This window comes from uncultured Tateyamaria sp. (assembly GCF_947503465.1).
Classification (GTDB): Bacteria; Pseudomonadota; Alphaproteobacteria; order Rhodobacterales; family Rhodobacteraceae; genus Tateyamaria.
Window position 1 is genome coordinate 603,664 of the sequence record NZ_CANNDN010000001.1, and the last position, 17,877, is coordinate 621,540.

The following is a 17,877-nucleotide window of genomic DNA, read 5'->3' on the forward strand; positions in this document are numbered from 1 at the left end:
CCGAAAAGACGCGACAAGGACAGTAACGCATATGCCCGAGGTCATTTTTCCCGGACCCGAAGGCCGTCTTGAAGGCCGCTACCACCCACAAAAGGAACGCGACGCCCCGATTGCGATCGTGCTGCACCCGCATCCGCAGTTTGGCGGCACCATGAATCACAAGGTGGTGCACGCGCTGCACTATGCCTTTTTCAACATGGGTTTCACGGTCCTGCGCTTCAACTTCCGGGGTGTGGGCCGGAGCCAGGGCGAATACGACCAGGGCATCGGAGAGCTGAGCGATGCGGCCTCGGCCCTCGATTATCTGCAATCGATGAACAACAATTCCAAGCATTGCTGGGTTGCGGGTTTCAGCTTTGGTGCATGGATCGGGATGCAGTTGCTGATGCGGCGGCCCGAGATCACCGGATTCATTTCCGTATCGCCCCCCGCGAACATGTACGATTTTTCCTTCCTGGCGCCCTGCCCGTCCTCGGGCCTGATCATCAACGGCACCTCGGACCGGGTTGCACCGCCTGCGGACACGGAATCGCTGGTGTCCAAGCTGCACGACCAGAAGGGCATCACCATCACGCACACGCAGGTCGAGGGGGCCGGCCACTTCTTTGAAGATCCGCACCTGGATACGCTGATCGGGCACACAACCGATTACGTCAAACGTCGCCTGACGGAGACAACGCGCTGATATGGCGGACCCCGTTGTCATCGAAATGGCCAACAAGCTGGCCGAGGAATGCCTGGCCGTGCAGAATGAGGTTGGCAACGACCGGCTGTTCATGGAAGTGGGCGACGTTCTGGGTGCGTCCTCGCAGACGTTGGAAGAGGCGTTTCTGACCGCGATTCGCACGCGGATGGCCAATGATGCCGGGCGCCGGTTCCTGGCGCAAAAGCTGAAGTCGCACCGTGCCGAACAGGGCAGTTCGTGACGCGACTGGACCAGCAGATCGCCTTTCTGACCGAGGCGGACAAACTGAAATCCATCACCCGCGCCACGACACTGGCGGATGGAAGTCGCGCCGAAAACAGCGCCGAACATTCCTGGCACCTGACCCTTTATGCCCTTGTACTGGCGGATCAGGCTGGACCGGATGTCGATATCAACCGCGTCATCAAGATGTTGATCCTGCACGATCTGGTCGAGATTGATGCGGGTGACAATCCCATCTTCGAGGATGTGGATGCGGCCGTTGTCGCGGCGCAGGAACAGGCGGCGGCGGATCGGATCTTTGGCCTGTTGCCCGAGGATATTGCCCGGTCATTGCGCCCGATCTGGGAAGAGTTCGAAGCCGCGGAGACCCCAACCGCCCAATTCGCCAAGGCGCTGGACCGGTTTCAGCCGCCCATGCTGAACCTCGCGTCAGGCGGGGGCAGCTGGACAGACTACAACGTGACCGAAGACATGGTCGCCGCCCGCGTGGGCACCAAGATCGCACGCGGTGCGCCCGGATTATGGGCCTATGCCAGCAAACGCATCGCCGCGTTCTTTGCCACCGTCCCGTAGCCTCTCTTTTTCAGTATACAATTGCATACACACTTCCCAAACCGGTTCTGACGGGCTAAGCGACCATAGAGTAGTCGCGCGCAAAGGACCCCTTTGATGACCAAGATCAAGGTAGACAACCCAATCGTCGAAATGGACGGGGACGAGATGACCCGCATCATGTGGGATTTCATCAAGAAAAAGCTGATCGAGCCCTATCTGGACATCGACCTGCTGTATTACGATCTGGGCATCGAGGAACGCGACAGGACCGAAGATCAGATCACCATCGACGCCGCTGAAAAGACCAAGGACGTGGGCGTCGCCGTCAAATGCGCGACAATCACGCCGGACGAGGCGCGGGTGGAGGAATTCGGCCTCAAGAAGATGTGGCGCAGCCCGAACGGGACGATCCGCAACATTCTGGGCGGTGTGATCTTTCGCCAGCCGATCATCTGCCGCAACGTCCCCCGCTTGGTGCCCGGCTGGACCAAGCCCATCGTGGTCGGCCGCCATGCCTTTGGCGACCAGTACAAGGCCACGGACATGAAATTTCCGGGGCCCGGGACGTTGACCATGAAATTCGTGGGCGAGGACGGGACAGAGGTTGAGCACGAGGTCTACAAGGCCGACAGCGCCGGTGTCTTCATGTCGATGTACAACATCGACCCGTCGATCTATGACTTTGCGCGGGCGTCCTTCAATTACGGTTTGTCGCTGGGCTGGCCGGTGTACCTGTCCACCAAGAACACCATCCTCAAGCAATATGACGGGCGGTTCCTGGAGGTCTTCCAGGAGGTCTATGACGCCGAGTTCAAGGAGAAGTTCGAGGCGGCGGGCATCTGGTACGAGCATCGCCTGATCGACGACATGGTGGCCTGTGCCATCAAGTGGAACGGTGGTTTTGTCTGGGCCTGCAAGAACTATGATGGCGACGTGCAGTCGGACGTGGTGGCGCAGGGGTTCGGGTCACTTGGCATGATGACCAGCCAGCTGATGACGCCGGACGGCAAGATCGTCGAGGCCGAGGCGGCGCATGGCACCGTCACGCGCCACTACCGCCAGCATCAGGCGGGCGAACAGACCTCGACCAACTCGATCGCGTCGATCTATGCGTGGACCGGGGGCCTCAAGCACCGGGCCAAGCTGGATGACAATGCGCAACTGAAGAACTTTGCCGAGACGTTGGAGAAGGTGATCGTGGACACGGTGGAATCGGGCCACATGACCAAGGATCTGGCCTTGCTGGTCGGCCCGGATCAGGGGTGGCTGACCACGATGGGGTTCCTTGAGAAGATCGACGAGAACCTGAACACGGCGCTGGCAGGTTAGGCCGCCAGTGCTGCCACACGTGGCGCAAATGGCAGAATGGTGCGGGTGCGCCCCTCGAAGGTGACAAAGCTGCCGGGGGGCACTTCGTGCCATTTGGCATCCTGGTCATACGGTTCGCTGACCACGGACCAACCATTTGTCTCATCGCTCCAGCGATAATAGAGCGACGGCGCAAACGGATCAGAGGCATAGCGGGCCGCAAACAGGCGTTTGCCGTCTGTCATGGCAACGGTCATGCGCACAAGTGGGTCAAAGCCCCGCGCGCGGCCCGCATCAACAAGCGTGGCTGTGGCGCGTTCCAGACCGCCGCGTGGATCGTCAGCGAGCCCCAGGCTGAGGGCCACCAGGAACAACGCCTCGCTGTCCGTGGCCCCCCTGCGTTCGGGATAAAGCGCATCGGCGATATGCATGTCGGCCGATTTGCGGAACTGGCCGAAATCACCGATCTGACCGTTATGCATGAAGCTCCAATTGCCGCTGGCAAAGGGGTGGCAGTTGTTGCGGCTGGTCGCGGTTTCGGTCGAGGCGCGCACATGGGCCATAAAGAGCGGCGCACGCACCTGGCTGGTCAGCGAGGCCAGATTGGCATCAGACCACGCCGGGAAAACGTCCCGGAACAGGCCCGGTTCGGGGCGCTGATCGTACCAGGCCACCCCAAACCCGTCTGCGTTGATCGAGGTCTTGCTTTGGGATGCCGCACTGGCCTGTTCGATCAGCGAATGGCACGGGCAGCTTATGACATCGGCCATAAAGATCGGGTCACCCAAATATGCGCTCCAGCGACACATGGCTCAGCGGCCCCTGTTGCGGATGTCTTCGTACATCGCCGCGATCATGTTGCCGGCGGTCTTTTCGAACAGCGCGGGGATGATGGCGTGGACAGTGGCGGCCCCGGCGGCACCGAAGAGCCGCAAGGCAAAGCGGCCCGCGAATACGGCATGCTGGGCATAGCTTTCATCGACGCTGCGGGGATGGGTCAGGAATACGCGGGTCAACATGGTCTTTCCTCCGGTTTGGTTGACCTGAACGTAAGCGCTGTGGGGTGGGAACATATCTTTGTTTCAGTGTCCCAACCCGCTTGTGAGAAGATGAAATCCCACGTATTCGGCAAACATGGAGACATTTGACACCATAGACGCCAAGATCCTGCGCGAACTGCAACAGGATGCGTCGATCTCTCTGGACCAGTTGGGAGAACGTGTGGCGCTGTCGCGCAACGCCTGCTGGCGCCGGGTCCGAGCCCTGGAAGAGGCGGGTGTGATCAAGGGGCGCGTGGCGCTGATTGACCCGGCGGCGGTAGGTCTGGGCCTGATGGTATTCATGGAGATCCGGACGCACAGCCACGATCCCGACTGGCAGCGCACATTCAACCGGGCCACGCAGACAATCCCGGGTATCCTGAGCGTCTACCGCATGACGGGCGATCTGGATTACCTGATCCGGGCGCGCGTGGCGGATATGGCAGGGTATGATGCGCTGTATCAGCAGTTGATTGCGCAGGTGCCCATCGCCGATGTCGCCGCCAGTTTCGTGATGGAAGAAATCAAGGACAGCACCGCCCTGCCCCTTTGAAAGTGAGCCTTATGCCCTTGCACTATATCTACCTGATCGTGGCGGTTGCCGCCGAAACCATCGGCACAACGGCCTTGCAGGCCAGCGATCAGTTCACGCGCGTCTGGCCCACCGTGATCGTGGTTGTCGCCTATGGGTTTGCATTTTTCTTTCTGGGCATTGCGCTGAAATACATTCCCGTCGGTATTGCCTATGCGATGTGGTCGGGGTTGGGGATCATCCTGATTGCGCTTATCGGTTTTGCCGTCTTCGGTCAGCGGCTGGACCTGCCTGCGGTTCTGGGGTTGGGCATGATTATCGCAGGGATTGTGGTGATCCAGCTCTTCTCGAAGACGGCCACACACTAGCCCTTTCATTCTGCACTGCGGCGCTATATGGGCCGGGCAACAACCATTGAGGCCCGTTTCATGGAACTGCGCAACATCGCCATCATCGCCCACGTCGACCACGGAAAAACCACGCTGGTGGACGAATTGCTGAAGCAATCCGGCACCTACCGGGACAACCAGGCCACGACCGAACGCGCCATGGACAGCAACGACCTGGAGCGCGAGCGCGGGATCACCATTTTGGCAAAAGCCACGTCCGTCGAGTGGAAGGGCACCCGCATCAACATCGTGGACACGCCCGGTCACGCCGATTTCGGGGGCGAGGTCGAGCGTATCCTGTCGATGGTGGACGGGGTTGTGCTGCTGGTCGATGCCGCCGAAGGGCCGATGCCGCAGACCAAGTTCGTGACCTCGAAGGCGCTGGCGCTGGGTCTGCGCCCCATTGTGGTGCTGAACAAGGTCGACAAGCCCGACGGCGAACCCGACCGGGCGCTGGACGAGTGTTTTGACCTCTTTGCCAACCTGGGCGCGGATGATGATCAGCTGGATTTCCCGGCAATGTATGCGTCGGGCCGGGCCGGTTGGGCGGACATGGAGCTGGATGGCCCGCGCAAGGACCTGTCGGCGCTGTTTGATCTGATCGTGGATCACGTGCCTGCGCCCGCGCAGGTCGCGGCCAGGGACGAACCGTTCCGCATGCTGGCGACCACGTTGGGATCCGACCCGTTCATTGGGCGCATCCTGACCGGTCGCGTCGAATCCGGTACGTTGAAGGCGGGCGAGACCGTCAAAGCGCTGAGCCGCGATGGCACGCTGATCGAGAATTTCCGCTGCACCAAGATTCTGGCCTTTCGGGGCCTGGGCCAGCAGCCCATTGATCTGGCCGAAGCCGGGGACATCGTGACCCTTGCAGGCATGTCGAAGGCCACCGTGGCCGACAGCATCGTCGCCACCTCTGTGTCCGAAGCGCTGCCCGCGCAACCCATCGACCCGCCCACCATCACCGTGACTTTCGGCATTAACGATTCGCCCTTGGCGGGCCGGGACGGCAAGAAGGTGCAGTCGCGCGTGATCCGCGACCGCCTGATGAAAGAGGCGGAATCCAACGTCGCCATCAAGATCACCGACACGCCCGGCGGTGACGCGTTCGAAGTGGCGGGCCGTGGCGAATTGCAGATGGGCGTGCTGATCGAGAACATGCGCCGCGAAGGGTTCGAGTTGAGCATTTCGCGCCCGCAAGTCCTGTTTCAGGAGATTGACGGGGTCCGTCACGAGCCCATCGAGGAAGCCACGATTGACGTGGATGACGAATATTCCGGGTCGGTCATCGAAAAGCTGACCGGTGCGCGCAAGGGCAACCTGGTCGAGATGAAGCCAGCCGGTGCAGGCAAGACGCGGATCGTGGCCCATGTGCCGTCACGCGGATTGATCGGGTATCATGGCGAGTTTCTGACCGACACGCGCGGCACCGGCGTTCTGAACCGCGTGTTCCACGAATGGGCACCGCACAAGGGCCCGATCCCTGGGCGCCGTGCCGGTGTGCTGATTTCGATGGAGAACGGACAATCCGTGGCCTTTGCCCTGTGGAATCTCGAAGAGCGGGGCCGCATGTTCATCGGGGCGCAGGCGGATGTTTACACCGGCATGATCATCGGCGAGCACAGCCGCGAAAACGATCTGGAAGTGAACCCGCTGAAAGGCAAGAAGCTGACCAACGTCCGCGCCTCTGGCACAGACGAGGCCGTGCGCCTGACCACGCCGATCACCATGTCGCTGGAAGAGGCGATTGCGTATATCGACGACGATGAATTGGTTGAAGTGACGCCGAATGCAATCCGGTTGCGCAAGCGGTATCTGGATCCGCATGAACGCAAGCGGATGGCGCGGGCGTCCTAGGTCAGGACTGGGGCGCTGCCCCAGACCCCGTCGTATTTTTGGTCGGAAGAAACGGTTAGTCCGTGGTCTCGACGATCAACAGTTCACGCTCGGATGCGCCGCGGGCATGTTCAAGTGCGGCTTGATAGGCATCCGAGTGGTAGCAGCGTTCGGCTGTTTCCACGTCCGGGAACCTGGCCACGACATTGCGCGGGCGGTCCGTGCCTTCGAGTTGTACGTAGCGACCGCCGCGCGCGATGAACGTGCCGCCATGATCGGCGATGGCGACCGTCGCGCCGGCCGCGTATTTCTTGTACGCCTCTTCGTCCGTCACCGTGACATGTGCAATCCAGAGTGCTGGCATCTTATCCTCCCATGACCGCCTTGGCCGCCGCAATGGCGGCATCCGCGTTGCTTGCATCCTTGGCCCCGCCCTGCGCCATGTCGGGACGACCGCCGCCGCCCTTTCCACCCAGTTCGACCACCGCTGCCTTGACCAGATCGACCGCGCTGACGCTGTCGGTCTTGTCTTGGGTGACGCCTGCGGCCACGGCAACCTTGCCGTCTGCCTCTGCTATCAAGAGGATCGCACCGGAGCCCATGCGGGATTTGTGTTCATCGATCAGGGCCGGCAGGTCCTTGCCTGTCACGCCGTTCAACACCTGCGCGAGGAAGGCTGTGCCCCTCACATCTTCGGCCTCGGGTGCCGCCTGGCTGCCGCCCGACATGGCCAGGTCGCGGCGCAGCTGCGCCACCTCGGCGGCCAACGCCTTGCGTTCGTCCATCAGCGCCTTGACGCGCGCGGGCACATCCTGGGCCTGGGCCTTCAGTTCGATGGCCGTTTCGGCCAGCAGGTGGTCCTGTCCGCGCAGATAGTCCATCGCCGCCTGCCCGGTCAGCGCCTCGATCCGGCGCACGCCTGCGCTGGACGCGCTGTCGCCCAACGTGACAAAGGCGCCGATGTCGCCGGTCTGGCGGACATGGGTGCCGCCGCACAGTTCCAGCGAATAGGTGTCGCCAGACGTGCCCTTGCCGGACCCATCCTGGCGACCCATCGACACGACGCGCACTTCGTCGCCGTATTTTTCACCAAAGAGCGCCTGCGCGCCGAGCGCACGCGCATCGTCCGGTGTCATGATCCGGGTGTCGACGGGGGCATTCTGACGGATATAGGTGTTCACCTCGGCCTCGACCCGTGCCAGTTCCTCGAGGCTGAGCGCCTTGCCGTGGCTGAAATCAAAGCGCAGCCTGTCGGGGGCATTGAGTGATCCGCGTTGCGCAACGTGGTCACCCAGCGCGCCGCGCAGCGCCTCGTGCAGAAGGTGCGTTGCCGAATGGTTCGCGCGAATGTGTGTTCGGCGTGCATGATCCACTTCAAGAACGGCGGCTTCGCCTTTGGAAATCATGCCTTTTGTCACGTCGGCACTGTGAATGAACACGCCGGCAGTCTTGCGTGTATCCGTGACGCGGGCCTCACCGTGTTCGGTGCGGATGGTGCCCATGTCACCGACCTGGCCACCGCTTTCGGCATAGAAAGGGGTCTGGTTCAGAGCGATCTGTACCTTGGCGCCCGCGTCCACACGATCAGTCTGCACACCATCCACGACCAAGGCCGCAATCTGCCCTTCGGCGGTTTCGGTGTCATAGCCCAGGAATTCGGTAGCCCCGCTGGCCTCGGCCACGTCGAACCATACGGTCGCGTCGGCAGCTTCGCCCGAGCCGGACCAGGCGGCGCGCGCCTTGGCCTTTTGTTCGGCCATGGCGGCGTCAAAACCGTCCGTGTCCACGCCGCGTCCCTTTTCGCGCAGCGCGTCCTGCGTGAGGTCCAGCGGAAATCCATATGTGTCGTACAGCTTGAATGCCGCATCGCCCGGCAAGTCGGCGCCATCGGCAAGGTTCGCGACCTCGTCATCCAGCAACTTCAGGCCGCGATCCAGCGTCTGCTTGAAGCGGGTTTCCTCTGCCTGCAGCGTTTCGGTGATCAGCGACTGCGCCTGGCCAAGTTCAGGATAGGCCGCGCCCATCTGCTGCACCAGCGACGGCACAAGGCGGTACATCACCGGATCCTTTGCGCCCAGAAGATGCGCGTGGCGCATGGCCCGACGCATGATGCGGCGCAGCACGTATCCGCGTCCGTCATTTGATGGCATCACCCCGTCCGCAATCAGGAAAGACGTCGAACGCAGGTGATCCGCGATCACCCGGTGGTGCACGTTCTGGTCGCCATACGGGTCAACGCCCGTCGCATCCGCCGACGCCTCGATCAGCGATTTGAAGAGATCGGTGTCATAGTTGTCGTGGCTGCCTTGCAAGAGCGCGCCGATCCGTTCCAGACCCATGCCCGTATCGATGGACTGCATGTCCAGATCTATCATGGACCCGTCTTCGAACTGTTCGTTCTGCATGAAGACGATGTTCCAGATCTCGATAAACCGGTCGCCATCTTCTTCGGGGCTTCCGGGTGGGCCGCCCCAGATATGGTCGCCGTGATCATAGAAAATCTCGGTACATGGACCGCAGGGGCCGGTCGGACCCATCTGCCAGAAATTGTCGGACGTGGCGATGCGGATGATCCGGTCTTCGGGAACGCCGACCTTTTTCCAGATCTCGAACGCCTCGTCATCGGTGTGATAGACGGTGACGTATAGCCGATCCTTGGGAATGCCGAATTCGCCCGTGATCAGGGTCCAGGCAAAGGGGATCGCTTCGTGCTTGAAATAATCACCGAAGCTGAAGTTGCCCAGCATCTCGAAAAACGTGTGGTGACGTGCGGTGTAACCCACATTGTCGAGGTCATTGTGTTTGCCGCCTGCCCGTACACATTTCTGGCTGGTCGTCGCGCGGGTGTAGTCGCGTTTTTCCAGGCCCGTGAACAGGTTCTTGAACTGCACCATGCCCGAGTTCACGAACATCAGCGTGGGGTCGTTGCGCGGCACCAGCGGGCTGGACGGGACCACCGCATGCCCTTGTTTTTCAAAGTAATTCAGAAAGGTCGAGCGGATATCATTGAGCGATGGCATGGCCGAGGTCCCGGGCGTCTGATTGGTCGCACTGACATAGCGCCGCGCCGGGGCGGTGTCCACAAACGAAACGGGGTGCCGCCGGTGCGACACCCCGTCCCGGATATGTCCGCATCATGTCTGATGCACCAGGGACGTTTTGGCTCCCCGTAGTCGACCAATCAGGCCTCAAGGATGTCGTCATCCTCGACCTTTTCGGTGTCGGGCATGTCGAAATCAAGACCGTGGGCTGCCCGGATCTTGTCCTCGATCTCGTAGGCGATGCGGTTGTTTTCCTTCAGGAAGGTCTTGGCGTTTTCGCGCCCCTGCCCGATCCGTTCGTCACCATAGCTGAACCAGGACCCTGATTTTTCAACCACACCGGCCTTTACGCCCAGGTCCAGAAGTTCGCCCATTTTCGAGATGCCCTCGCCATACATGATGTCGAATTCCACCTGCTTGAACGGCGGGGCCACCTTGTTCTTGACGACTTTCACGCGGGTGGCGTTGCCAACGACCTCGTCCCGGTCCTTGAGCGCGCCGATACGGCGGATGTCCAGACGGACGGAGGAGTAGAATTTCAGCGCATTGCCGCCCGTGGTCGTTTCGGGGCTGCCGAACATGACGCCGATTTTCATCCGGATCTGGTTGATGAAGATCACCATGCAGTTCGAGCGGCTGATCGATCCAGTCAGTTTGCGCATCGCCTGGCTCATCAGTCGGGCCTGCACGCCAACGCTCGAATCGCCCATGTCGCCTTCCAGCTCGGACTTCGGCGTGAGTGCGGCAACAGAATCGACGACGACCATGTTCACGGCCCCCGAGCGCACCAGCGTGTCCGTGATCTCAAGCGCCTGCTCGCCCGTGTCGGGTTGCGAAATCAGCAACTCGTCCAGGTTGACGCCCAGTTTCTTGGCGTATTGCGGGTCAAGCGCGTGTTCCGCATCCACAAAGGCGCACACACCACCCGACTTTTGCTGTTCGGCAACGCAATGCAGGGTCAGAGTGGTTTTACCTGACGATTCAGGGCCATAGATCTCGACGATCCGCCCCATGGGCAAGCCGCCGATGCCAAGGGCAATGTCCAGCCCAAGGCTGCCGGTCGAACTGGCCTTGATATCCTGGATGGCGCCCTCGTCGCCCAGTTTCATGATCGACCCCTTGCCGAACTGCCGTTCGATCTGGGCCAGGGCACTGTCCAGCGCCTTTTGTTTGTCTGCCGATTTCTTGTCTGTCATGGTCAAAAGGTCTGCCGTTGCCATTGCTTTGGTCCTTTGTGTCATACCCGCCGGGGGGCGGCAATCACTGCCGCAGCTGCGTCGATGTTCCCCTTGCGTTCCTTATGGGATCAAAACGGGAACATTTCAATAAATTTCTACACAACCACCTTTTGCGCTTAGGGGTTAAGGAGTAGTTTACGCGCCAGAACACAGGCATGACAAAGTGGATCGGGGCAGAACATGATGGTGTTTTACAAGGCTGGGCTGGCCTTTCTGTCCGTGCCAAAGACCGGCAGTTCGGCCTATGAGACCGCGTTGCGGCCACATGCGGACATGGTGATTTCCGAACCGCCCGATCTCAAGCATGCGCCCGTTTATCGCTACAATCGATTTGTCCGGCCCATGTTCCTCAAGGTCTGCGACGTCGAGCTTGAGCTTATGGCCGTGATGCGGGAACCCATCAGTTGGCTGGGCAGTTGGTGGCGATATCGGCAAAGGCCCTTCATGCGGGACAAGCCCAATGCGACCCATGACATCAGCTTTGATGACTTTGTACTGGCCTACATGAAAGGGCAGCGGCCGGGCTTTGCGAATGTGGGCAGCCAGTTCAAGTTTCTGGAACGACAACCCAACGGCACCGGCGTGACGCATCTGTTTCGCTACGAGGACCAGATTGGGCTGCAGTCATTCCTGACGGATCGTCTGGGGGTGGCATTCGACCTGGGACGCGAGAACGTGTCTCCGACGCGGCCTTTGGACCTGTCGAGGGATGTGGAAACGCGGTTCCGCAGGAAGTTCGCCGAGGAGTTCGCGCTTTATGAAAGTATCCCCGTCAGGTAACGCGGTCAGTGCAGTTGCTGATGCACCGTTTCGGCAAGATCGTTGAGCGAGAATGGTTTGGGCAGGAAGACGGAATTGGGGATTTCCCGTTGCTGGTCGCTCAGCCGGTCTTCTGCATAGCCCGATACAAACACAACGCGGACATCGGGGCGCTCTTGCAATGCCTCGCGCACCCACGAAGGGCCGTCCATGCCGGGCATGACCACATCGGTGACGAAAAGGTCGACATTCAGGCTCGCATCTTCCAGCGTCTTGAGCGCTGCTTCGGCTGAATCCGCCTCTAGCACGGTGTAGCCCCGCAGCCGCAGCGCGCGGCTGGCAAAGGCGCGCACCGGTGCTTCGTCTTCGACCAGCAGGATCACCCCGTCGCCGTGTTTGGGTTCCGCCATGGGTGCGGGTGTTTTGGCAACGGGTACATTGGTCTTCGTGGTTTCCAGAACGGGGAACATGATGGAAAAACAGGTCCCCTGCCCCAAGGTGCTGTCGACAAAGATGAAACCGCCGGTCTGTTTGACGATCCCGTAGGCCGTGGACAGACCCAGGCCGGTCCCCTCGCCTGTCTTCTTGGTGGTATAGAACGGCTCGAACACCTTTTGCAGCTTGTCGGCCGAGATGCCGACGCCATGATCAATGACCCGCAGGCACACATAATCCCCGGCTGGGACATTCACCCGGTCCCGCTCCAACGGTTCGGACAGTGTCATGCATTCGGTTTCAATCTGGATTTCGCCGCCATCGGGCATCGCATCCCGTGCGTTGACCACCAGGTTCATGAGCACCTGCTCCAACTGCCGCTTGTCGGCCCGGATCGGTTTGAGAATGGGGTCGTGGGACAAAGTGAGCGTTACCTTTTCGCCCACCAGACGGTTCAGCAAATGTGTCAGATCGGACATCGTGTCCCGCAGGTCCAGCTCTTCTGGGCGCAAGGTCTGTTTGCGCGAAAATGCCAGCAGCTGACCCACAAGCGCGGCGGCCCGGTTGGCGTTCTGATTGATCTGCACCAGATCGCTATAGTCCGGGTCGCCCTGATCGTGGCGCAGAAGCAGCAAGTCGCAATGCCCGGAAATGGCTGTCAGCAGGTTGTTGAAGTCGTGGGCCACGCCCCCCGCAAGCTGCCCGATCGCCTGCATTTTCTGGCTTTGAACGAATTGCGCCTCAAGGGTTTTCAATTCGGTCGCGTCAGCCAGAACACCGATGACAGACACTTCGCCATCCTCTTGCATCCGGTTCAGCGCCACCTGGACGAACATTTCCTTGTCCGACCGGGTCAGGCGCAAAAACTCTGATTGTTGCACCGCCCGGTTCGACACGGTTTCTTCCAGCCAATCGGAAATCGGCCGCCCCAGACCCGCCATCAGGTCCGCGATATGTACGCCTTCCTGCAGCGACGGGCCAATCAGGTCGGACGCGCTGCGGTTGAAGCTGCGCACGTCGCCCTCGGGCGAAAAACGGACAAGCGGGACCGGGAGGTGTTCGAATGAGGCCCAGCTGGCGGTTTTGGCGGTGGCCCCTTCGGGAGGCGGCAACAGGTAATAGGCCTGCCGCCCGGCGCCGGCGTCAATCCGGGTCACCAGAACATCCACCGACCCGCTGTCGGTGGTGATTGCATTGACCGCACCAATGCCCAACGGCATCCGTTCAAAAACCGCCTCAAGCGTTTTGACGCGTGATCCGACCAGTTTGCGGGCGCTTTCATTCATGTATAGAACGGCACCCGTGCGCCCCACCATGAGCATCGGCAACCCGGGCCCGTCCGCACCGCGCCCTTGGCCGGTATCGGGCGCCGCCTCAAGCCGCCACAGCAGTTTGTCTTCTTCCATTTCATGCACGGCGAGGCGCATATGGCCTTTGCGGGTCACGATGTCCTCGCGTGCGGCCCCGTCCATTTCGGCCTGCGCCTTGAGGCGGAACAGAATGCCACCAGGGTTGGCGAAAGTGTTGCGCAGCGTGCCTGCCAACGTCTCGCCCCGCCGTGTGGCATAGGCCTGCCGCGCAGCGGCATTGGCCCGCAAGACTTCGCCATCGGCGGTGCACACGAAACTGGGCGAGGCATCCTTTTCAATGAAATTGGCGAGCGTCGACAGCGCACTCTCCGTTTTGGACCGTGACGTGCGCGCCGACAGCATCACCGCAAATCCCAGCCCCATCAGGGCGCAGGCCGCCGCCAGCAATCCAAGCTGGATCAGCCGTTCCGGCGCCAGCACACCCATAACGCCCAGCAGCACGGACGCCCCCAAAAGGCTTGCCCCGCGGTTGGACCCCGCCCCGTCCGGGCGGCCTAAAGTGAAGAGCGAACGCGCGCTTTCAGGCACCAGTGACCTCTTCCTTGTCGATTCGTTGCGTCCTTTGTGTGAGCAAAACGGTTAATTGCCCCTTAATCGGCGCTCGATCCGTCGCAATCCCAGCCCCGCGCACGCACGCACGCGAACCGCCCCGCAACAATAAACCTTAGGTTGAGTAAAGCGCAGTCACGCTTGGCGCGTCAAGTGTGCGCTGAAAAATCCGTCGCCCGATGCATCGACCGGCCAATGGGTTGTCTGCCCCTGATCAAAGTCCGGATGCTTGGTCAAAAACCAGGTCACCTGATCCGTGTTTTCATCCTGGAAGACCGAACAGGTCGCATAGACCAGACACCCGCCGGGCCGCACAAGACCGGCCGCCCTGGTCAAAACAGAGCGTTGCATCTGCACAAGATCCGCCAACCGGTCAGGCGTAAGCGCCCATTTCGCATCCGGTGTACGCCGCCATGTGCCCGAACCGGAACAGGGAGCATCGACAAACACCAGATCGAATGGGGCCTGACGGGTCAGGGCATCGGCCTCGATCACAGTGATATCATGCCCGCCTCTTGCTGCGCGTTCGGGCAGGTCGCGCATCCGCGCGGCATCGATGTCGCTGGCCGTGACAGTCCAACCCTGTGCGGCAAGCGCCAATGCCTTGCCGCCACCGCCGGCGCACAGATCAAGCGCGCGGTGACCCGCCCCCAACGCGGCGACTGCGGCCTGGCTTGACCCGTCCTGAATCTCGACAAGCCCCCGGATATAGGCGGGTGTGGCCCTGATCCGGCGCGCGCCTTCCGTCACTGTCAGCGCGGTGTTGGCGCGGGGGTTTGGCGCTGCAACGATCCCATCATCGGCCAAGGCAGACATGGCAACGTCAAGGGATGTCAGGCGCGTGTTCACGCGCAAGGTGACCGGCGCGCGTTCTGTCAACGCGAGCGTCGTTGTCGCGGCCTCGGGACCCAGGCTGCGCTCGAACACCGGGACCAGCCAGTCGGGGACGTCCCAGGCCGTGCCCGGTTGCTCCGGGATCGTGCCGGCCGCGCGTTCTGCATCCGAAAGGGGTGCGGGCGCATGGCCTTGCCCATCAAAGAGGGCGTCCACGTCCTGCCCTTGTGCGCGCAGGCGTCCGATCATGCGGCCGCGGCCGGTGTCGGCACCACCGCGCGCCGCATCGCTGCGCCAGTGCCGCAGGACGTCAAACACGTGATCCCGAACTGCCGCACGATCCTTGGATCCGGCAAAGCGGCTGGCGCGGGCCCAACGGCTGAGGGCTTGTTCCGCGGCCAGGCCATCGGCGATCCGGTCCAGGATGTCGATGGCGGCAGCCACGCGTGCGCCCGGTGTCATGGCGTCACCTCGACATTAGGAACGCACCGCAACGCCATGATAAATCACATAACCCGGTAGTTGGGAGACTCGCGTGTGATCTGCACGTCATGGACATGGCTTTCCTTGAGGCCTGCGCCGGTGATCTTTACGAAATGGCAGTTTCTGCGCATCTCGTCGACCGTGGCACAACCGGTGTAGCCCATGGCAGCCCGCAGCCCGCCCACCAGTTGGTGGATGACCGCGCCTGCCGAACCTTTGTAGGGCACTTGCCCTTCGATGCCTTCCGGCACCAGTTTATCGCTGGCCGCGTCCTTCTGAAAATAGCGGTCGGCCGAGCCGCGTGCCATGGCCCCGAGAGAGCCCATGCCGCGATAGGATTTGAAGCTGCGGCCCTGATACAGGATCACTTCGCCCGGGCTTTCGTCTGTGCCGGCAATCATGCTGCCGACCATGGCGCAGGACGCACCGGCGGCGATGGCCTTGGCAAAATCGCCCGAAAACTTGATGCCGCCATCGGCGATCACCGGGACGTCGCCCGCCGCCGCCGCGCAATCCATGATCGCAGTCAGTTGCGGCACGCCCACACCGGCCACCATGCGGGTGGTACAGATGGAGCCCGGTCCGATCCCCACTTTGACCGCATCGGCGCCTGCATCGATCAGGGCACGGGTTGCTTCACCGGTTGCGACATTACCGGCGACAATCTGAACCTCGTTCGACAGGTTCTTGGCGCGGCGCACCGCCTCGGCGACACCTTCGGAGTGGCCGTGGGCGGTATCGATGACAATCATGTCAACGCCCGCGTCAACCAATGCTTCGGAGCGTTCAAACCCGGCATCCCCGACGGTCGAGGCCGCAGCCACGCGCAAGCGACCCAGTTCGTCCTTGCACGCCGTGGGGTTCAACACGGCCTGTTCGGTGTCCTTGAGGGTCAACAGCCCCGTAAGTGCGCCGTCGGCATCCGTGACCAGCAGCTTTTCGATGCGCCGCGCCTTCATCAGGCTGATGGCTTCATCCCGGTCCGCGGGTTCGTGCAGAATGGCAAGATCATCAGTGGTCATCATCACTGAAACGGGCGTGTCGTCGTTCTGGGCAAAGCGCATGTCGCGGTTCGTGACGATGCCCAGCACCCGGCGGTTTTCATCGACGACCGGAAAGCCGGAAAAACCATAGCGTTCCGTCAGCGCACGGGCGTCCGCCAGGGTCTGGTTGGCTGTCAGGGTGATCGGGTTGTAGACGATGCCCGATTCAAACCGCTTGACCCGGCGCACCTCGCGCGATTGCGCGTCAATATCAAGGTTGCGGTGCACGACCCCCATGCCCCCTGCCTGAGCCATGGCAATGGCCATCCGTCCTTCGGTCACTGTGTCCATGGCCGAGCTGAGCAGCGGGATGTTCAGGTCGATGCTGCGGGTGACACGCGTGCGGGTGTCGGCGGTTGTGGGCAGCACGTTGGACGCGGCCGGAACCAGAAGAACATCATCGAAGGTAAGCGCCTCGCGAATCTCCATGGGGGTCTCCTTGGGAGGGTTCGTTTGACGCTTCCCTATTTCACGGGTTCGGGAAAATGGAAAGGGGCAAATGGGTGGCTTGCGCGGGGGCGTGGCACTGCGCAGAGTGCGGCCATGACAAACAGCTATGACACCGGCCGCCTGAACCTGCCCTTTGTGGGCATATCGACCTTTGGCAAGCGCCCCTATGTCGAAGACTGGGGCGCGCTGGACGCCGATGTGGCCATCCTCGGCGCCCCGTTTGATGCAGGCACGCAGTGGCGGTCGGGCGCACGCTTTGGGCCACGCGCGGTGCGCGAGGCGTCGACCCTGTTCAGCTTTGGCCACGCCGGCGCCTATGATCACGAGGACGACGCCACCTATCTGCCGGACAGCGTGCGCATCGTGGACATGGGGGATGCCGACATCATCCATACCGACACCGAAGGCTCGCACGCCAACATCGAGAAGGGTGTGCGCGCGGCACTCGCCGCTGGCGCCCTGCCCGTCACCATAGGTGGGGATCACTCCATCAACATCCCCTGCATCCGCGCCTTCGACGGCGAGGGCGACATCCACATCCTGCAAATCGATGCCCATCTTGATTTCGTGGACGCGCGGCATGGCGTGCGGCACGGGCACGGCAATCCGATGCGCCGCGCGGCCGAATGTGCCCATGTCACCGGCCTGACGCAGGTGGGCATCCGCAATGTGAGTTCGACCGCCAGGGAGGGCTATGACGATGCCCGCGCCATGGGGTCCGACATTCTGTCAGTCCGGCAGGCGCGCGCGCTGGGGCCCGGTGGCGTGATTGACCGCATCCCAGTCGGCGCACGCCTGTACATCACCATCGACATCGACGCGTTCTGCCCCTCGATCGCGCCGGGTACGGGCACGCCCAGCCACGGCGGGTTTCTGTATTACGACGTGCTTGAAATGCTACAGGCCGCCGCCCGCCGCCACGAGATTGTCGGCATTGATCTGGTCGAGGTCGCGCCCGACTATGATCCGACCGGATCGACGGCCATTCTGGCGGCGCAGGTGCTGATGAACCTGTTGGGGTTCCTCTTTCACGCGCGCGCAGATTGACGGGTCAGAGGGGGCCAGCCCCCTCGGCGCGCGGCGCCTC

The 17,877-nt window shown here is 61.8% G+C and carries 17 protein-coding genes; 9 read left to right on the top strand and 8 right to left on the bottom strand.

Annotation, left to right across the window (positions count from 1 at the left end; genetic code table 11):
• Positions 1-31: 31 nt before the first annotated feature.
• The 4 genes from Q0844_RS03130 (at position 32) to Q0844_RS03145 (ending at position 2,812) form a co-directional block, all read left to right on the top strand.
• A complete protein-coding gene (locus Q0844_RS03130; protein WP_299042006.1) occupies positions 32-685 on the top strand; it encodes an alpha/beta hydrolase in 654 nt (217 codons plus the stop codon).
• A 1-nt stretch (position 686) separates the two neighbouring features.
• Positions 687-926, top strand: a complete 240-nt coding sequence (locus tag Q0844_RS03135; protein WP_299042008.1) for a hypothetical protein — start codon at positions 687-689, stop codon at positions 924-926.
• Entirely contained in the window at positions 923-1,501 is a 579-nt protein-coding gene (locus Q0844_RS03140; RefSeq protein ID WP_299042011.1) for an HD family hydrolase, read from the top strand. Before Q0844_RS03135 ends, Q0844_RS03140 begins: the two co-directional genes overlap by 4 nt.
• A gap of 96 nt (positions 1,502-1,597) precedes the next feature.
• A complete protein-coding gene (locus Q0844_RS03145) occupies positions 1,598-2,812 on the top strand; it encodes an NADP-dependent isocitrate dehydrogenase (RefSeq protein WP_299042014.1) in 1,215 nt (404 codons plus the stop codon).
• Here the strand turns inward: Q0844_RS03145 and Q0844_RS03150 are convergent.
• Together Q0844_RS03150 and Q0844_RS03155 are read right to left on the bottom strand one after the other, a co-directional pair.
• The gene (locus Q0844_RS03150; RefSeq protein ID WP_299042016.1) at positions 2,809-3,600 is read right to left on the bottom strand and encodes a class II glutamine amidotransferase; all 792 of its coding nucleotides are present in this window, start codon (positions 3,598-3,600) and stop codon (positions 2,809-2,811) included. The genes Q0844_RS03145 and Q0844_RS03150 overlap by 4 nt on opposite strands.
• A gap of 3 nt (positions 3,601-3,603) precedes the next feature.
• Positions 3,604-3,810, bottom strand: a complete 207-nt coding sequence (locus Q0844_RS03155; protein WP_299042019.1) for a DUF6356 family protein — start codon at positions 3,808-3,810, stop codon at positions 3,604-3,606.
• 115 nt (positions 3,811-3,925) lie between these two features.
• Between Q0844_RS03155 and Q0844_RS03160 the strand changes: the two genes are divergently transcribed.
• The 3 genes from Q0844_RS03160 to typA are packed head-to-tail and all read left to right on the top strand — an operon-like array spanning position 3,926 to position 6,609.
• Complete coding sequence (locus Q0844_RS03160; RefSeq protein ID WP_299042021.1) at positions 3,926-4,384, top strand: Lrp/AsnC family transcriptional regulator; 459 nt, start codon at positions 3,926-3,928, stop codon at positions 4,382-4,384.
• An 11-nt stretch (positions 4,385-4,395) separates the two neighbouring features.
• Positions 4,396-4,731 (top strand): SMR family transporter, encoded by a 336-nt coding sequence (locus tag Q0844_RS03165; RefSeq protein ID WP_299045185.1) that lies wholly within the window; start codon positions 4,396-4,398, stop codon positions 4,729-4,731.
• Between the two features lie 60 nt (positions 4,732-4,791).
• Positions 4,792-6,609: a translational GTPase TypA gene (gene typA / locus Q0844_RS03170; RefSeq protein WP_299042023.1), complete on the top strand. Its 1,818-nt coding sequence runs from the start codon at positions 4,792-4,794 to the stop codon at positions 6,607-6,609.
• Positions 6,610-6,664: 55 nt separating this feature from the next.
• On the opposite strand, the gene Q0844_RS03175 is transcribed toward typA, so the two are convergent.
• The 3 genes from Q0844_RS03175 to recA form a co-directional block, all read right to left on the bottom strand.
• Positions 6,665-6,952, bottom strand: coding sequence for a DUF1330 domain-containing protein (locus Q0844_RS03175; protein WP_299042025.1), 288 nt, complete (start codon positions 6,950-6,952; stop codon positions 6,665-6,667).
• Between the two features lies 1 nt (position 6,953).
• Positions 6,954-9,608, bottom strand: coding sequence for an alanine--tRNA ligase (gene alaS / locus Q0844_RS03180; protein ID WP_299042029.1), 2,655 nt, complete (start codon positions 9,606-9,608; stop codon positions 6,954-6,956).
• Positions 9,609-9,769: 161 nt separating this feature from the next.
• Positions 9,770-10,849 (bottom strand): recombinase RecA, encoded by a 1,080-nt coding sequence (gene recA / locus Q0844_RS03185; protein WP_299042032.1) that lies wholly within the window; start codon positions 10,847-10,849, stop codon positions 9,770-9,772.
• A 198-nt stretch (positions 10,850-11,047) separates the two neighbouring features.
• On the opposite strand from recA, the gene Q0844_RS03190 reads away from it, so the two are divergent.
• Positions 11,048-11,647 carry a gamma-glutamyl kinase gene (locus Q0844_RS03190; protein WP_299042033.1) on the top strand — a complete coding sequence of 200 codons (600 nt, stop codon included), beginning with the start codon at positions 11,048-11,050 and terminating at the stop codon, positions 11,645-11,647.
• A 5-nt stretch (positions 11,648-11,652) separates the two neighbouring features.
• Here the strand turns inward: Q0844_RS03190 and Q0844_RS03195 are convergent, their stop codons facing one another.
• The 3 genes from Q0844_RS03195 to guaB form a co-directional block, all read right to left on the bottom strand.
• A complete protein-coding gene (locus Q0844_RS03195) occupies positions 11,653-13,857 on the bottom strand; it encodes an ATP-binding protein (RefSeq protein ID WP_299045186.1) in 2,205 nt (734 codons plus the stop codon).
• A gap of 258 nt (positions 13,858-14,115) precedes the next feature.
• Positions 14,116-15,276: an RsmB/NOP family class I SAM-dependent RNA methyltransferase gene (locus tag Q0844_RS03200; RefSeq protein WP_299042035.1), complete on the bottom strand. Its 1,161-nt coding sequence runs from the start codon at positions 15,274-15,276 to the stop codon at positions 14,116-14,118.
• 44 nt (positions 15,277-15,320) lie between these two features.
• Positions 15,321-16,769 (bottom strand): IMP dehydrogenase, encoded by a 1,449-nt coding sequence (gene guaB, locus Q0844_RS03205; protein ID WP_299042037.1) that lies wholly within the window; start codon positions 16,767-16,769, stop codon positions 15,321-15,323.
• A gap of 114 nt (positions 16,770-16,883) precedes the next feature.
• Between guaB and Q0844_RS03210 the strand changes: the two genes are divergently transcribed.
• On the top strand, positions 16,884-17,837 hold the full coding sequence (locus Q0844_RS03210) for an agmatinase (RefSeq protein WP_299042040.1): 954 nt from the start codon (positions 16,884-16,886) through the stop codon (positions 17,835-17,837).
• Positions 17,838-17,877: the final 40 nt, after the last annotated feature.

Excerpts from the sequence above, each read along its gene's own strand:
- Q0844_RS03130 (WP_299042006.1), top strand. The coding sequence starts at position 32 with ATGCCCGAGGTCATTTTTCCCGGACCCGAAGGCCGTCTTGAAGGCCGC.
- Q0844_RS03135 (WP_299042008.1), top strand. The coding sequence starts at position 687 with ATGGCGGACCCCGTTGTCATCGAAATGGCCAACAAGCTGGCCGAGGAA.
- Q0844_RS03145 (WP_299042014.1), top strand. The coding sequence starts at position 1,598 with ATGACCAAGATCAAGGTAGACAACCCAATCGTCGAAATGGACGGGGAC.
- Q0844_RS03150 (WP_299042016.1), bottom strand. The coding sequence starts at position 3,600 with ATGTGTCGCTGGAGCGCATATTTGGGTGACCCGATCTTTATGGCCGAT.
- Q0844_RS03155 (WP_299042019.1), bottom strand. The coding sequence starts at position 3,810 with ATGTTGACCCGCGTATTCCTGACCCATCCCCGCAGCGTCGATGAAAGC.
- Q0844_RS03160 (WP_299042021.1), top strand. The coding sequence starts at position 3,926 with ATGGAGACATTTGACACCATAGACGCCAAGATCCTGCGCGAACTGCAA.
- Q0844_RS03165 (WP_299045185.1), top strand. The coding sequence starts at position 4,396 with ATGCCCTTGCACTATATCTACCTGATCGTGGCGGTTGCCGCCGAAACC.
- typA (WP_299042023.1), top strand. The coding sequence starts at position 4,792 with ATGGAACTGCGCAACATCGCCATCATCGCCCACGTCGACCACGGAAAA.
- Q0844_RS03175 (WP_299042025.1), bottom strand. The coding sequence starts at position 6,952 with ATGCCAGCACTCTGGATTGCACATGTCACGGTGACGGACGAAGAGGCG.
- alaS (WP_299042029.1), bottom strand. The coding sequence starts at position 9,608 with ATGCCATCGCTCAATGATATCCGCTCGACCTTTCTGAATTACTTTGAA.
- recA (WP_299042032.1), bottom strand. The coding sequence starts at position 10,849 with ATGGCAACGGCAGACCTTTTGACCATGACAGACAAGAAATCGGCAGAC.
- Q0844_RS03190 (WP_299042033.1), top strand. The coding sequence starts at position 11,048 with ATGATGGTGTTTTACAAGGCTGGGCTGGCCTTTCTGTCCGTGCCAAAG.
- Q0844_RS03195 (WP_299045186.1), bottom strand. The coding sequence starts at position 13,857 with ATGGGTGTGCTGGCGCCGGAACGGCTGATCCAGCTTGGATTGCTGGCG.
- Q0844_RS03200 (WP_299042035.1), bottom strand. The coding sequence starts at position 15,276 with ATGACACCGGGCGCACGCGTGGCTGCCGCCATCGACATCCTGGACCGG.
- guaB (WP_299042037.1), bottom strand. The coding sequence starts at position 16,769 with ATGGAGATTCGCGAGGCGCTTACCTTCGATGATGTTCTTCTGGTTCCG.
- Q0844_RS03210 (WP_299042040.1), top strand. The coding sequence starts at position 16,884 with ATGACAAACAGCTATGACACCGGCCGCCTGAACCTGCCCTTTGTGGGC.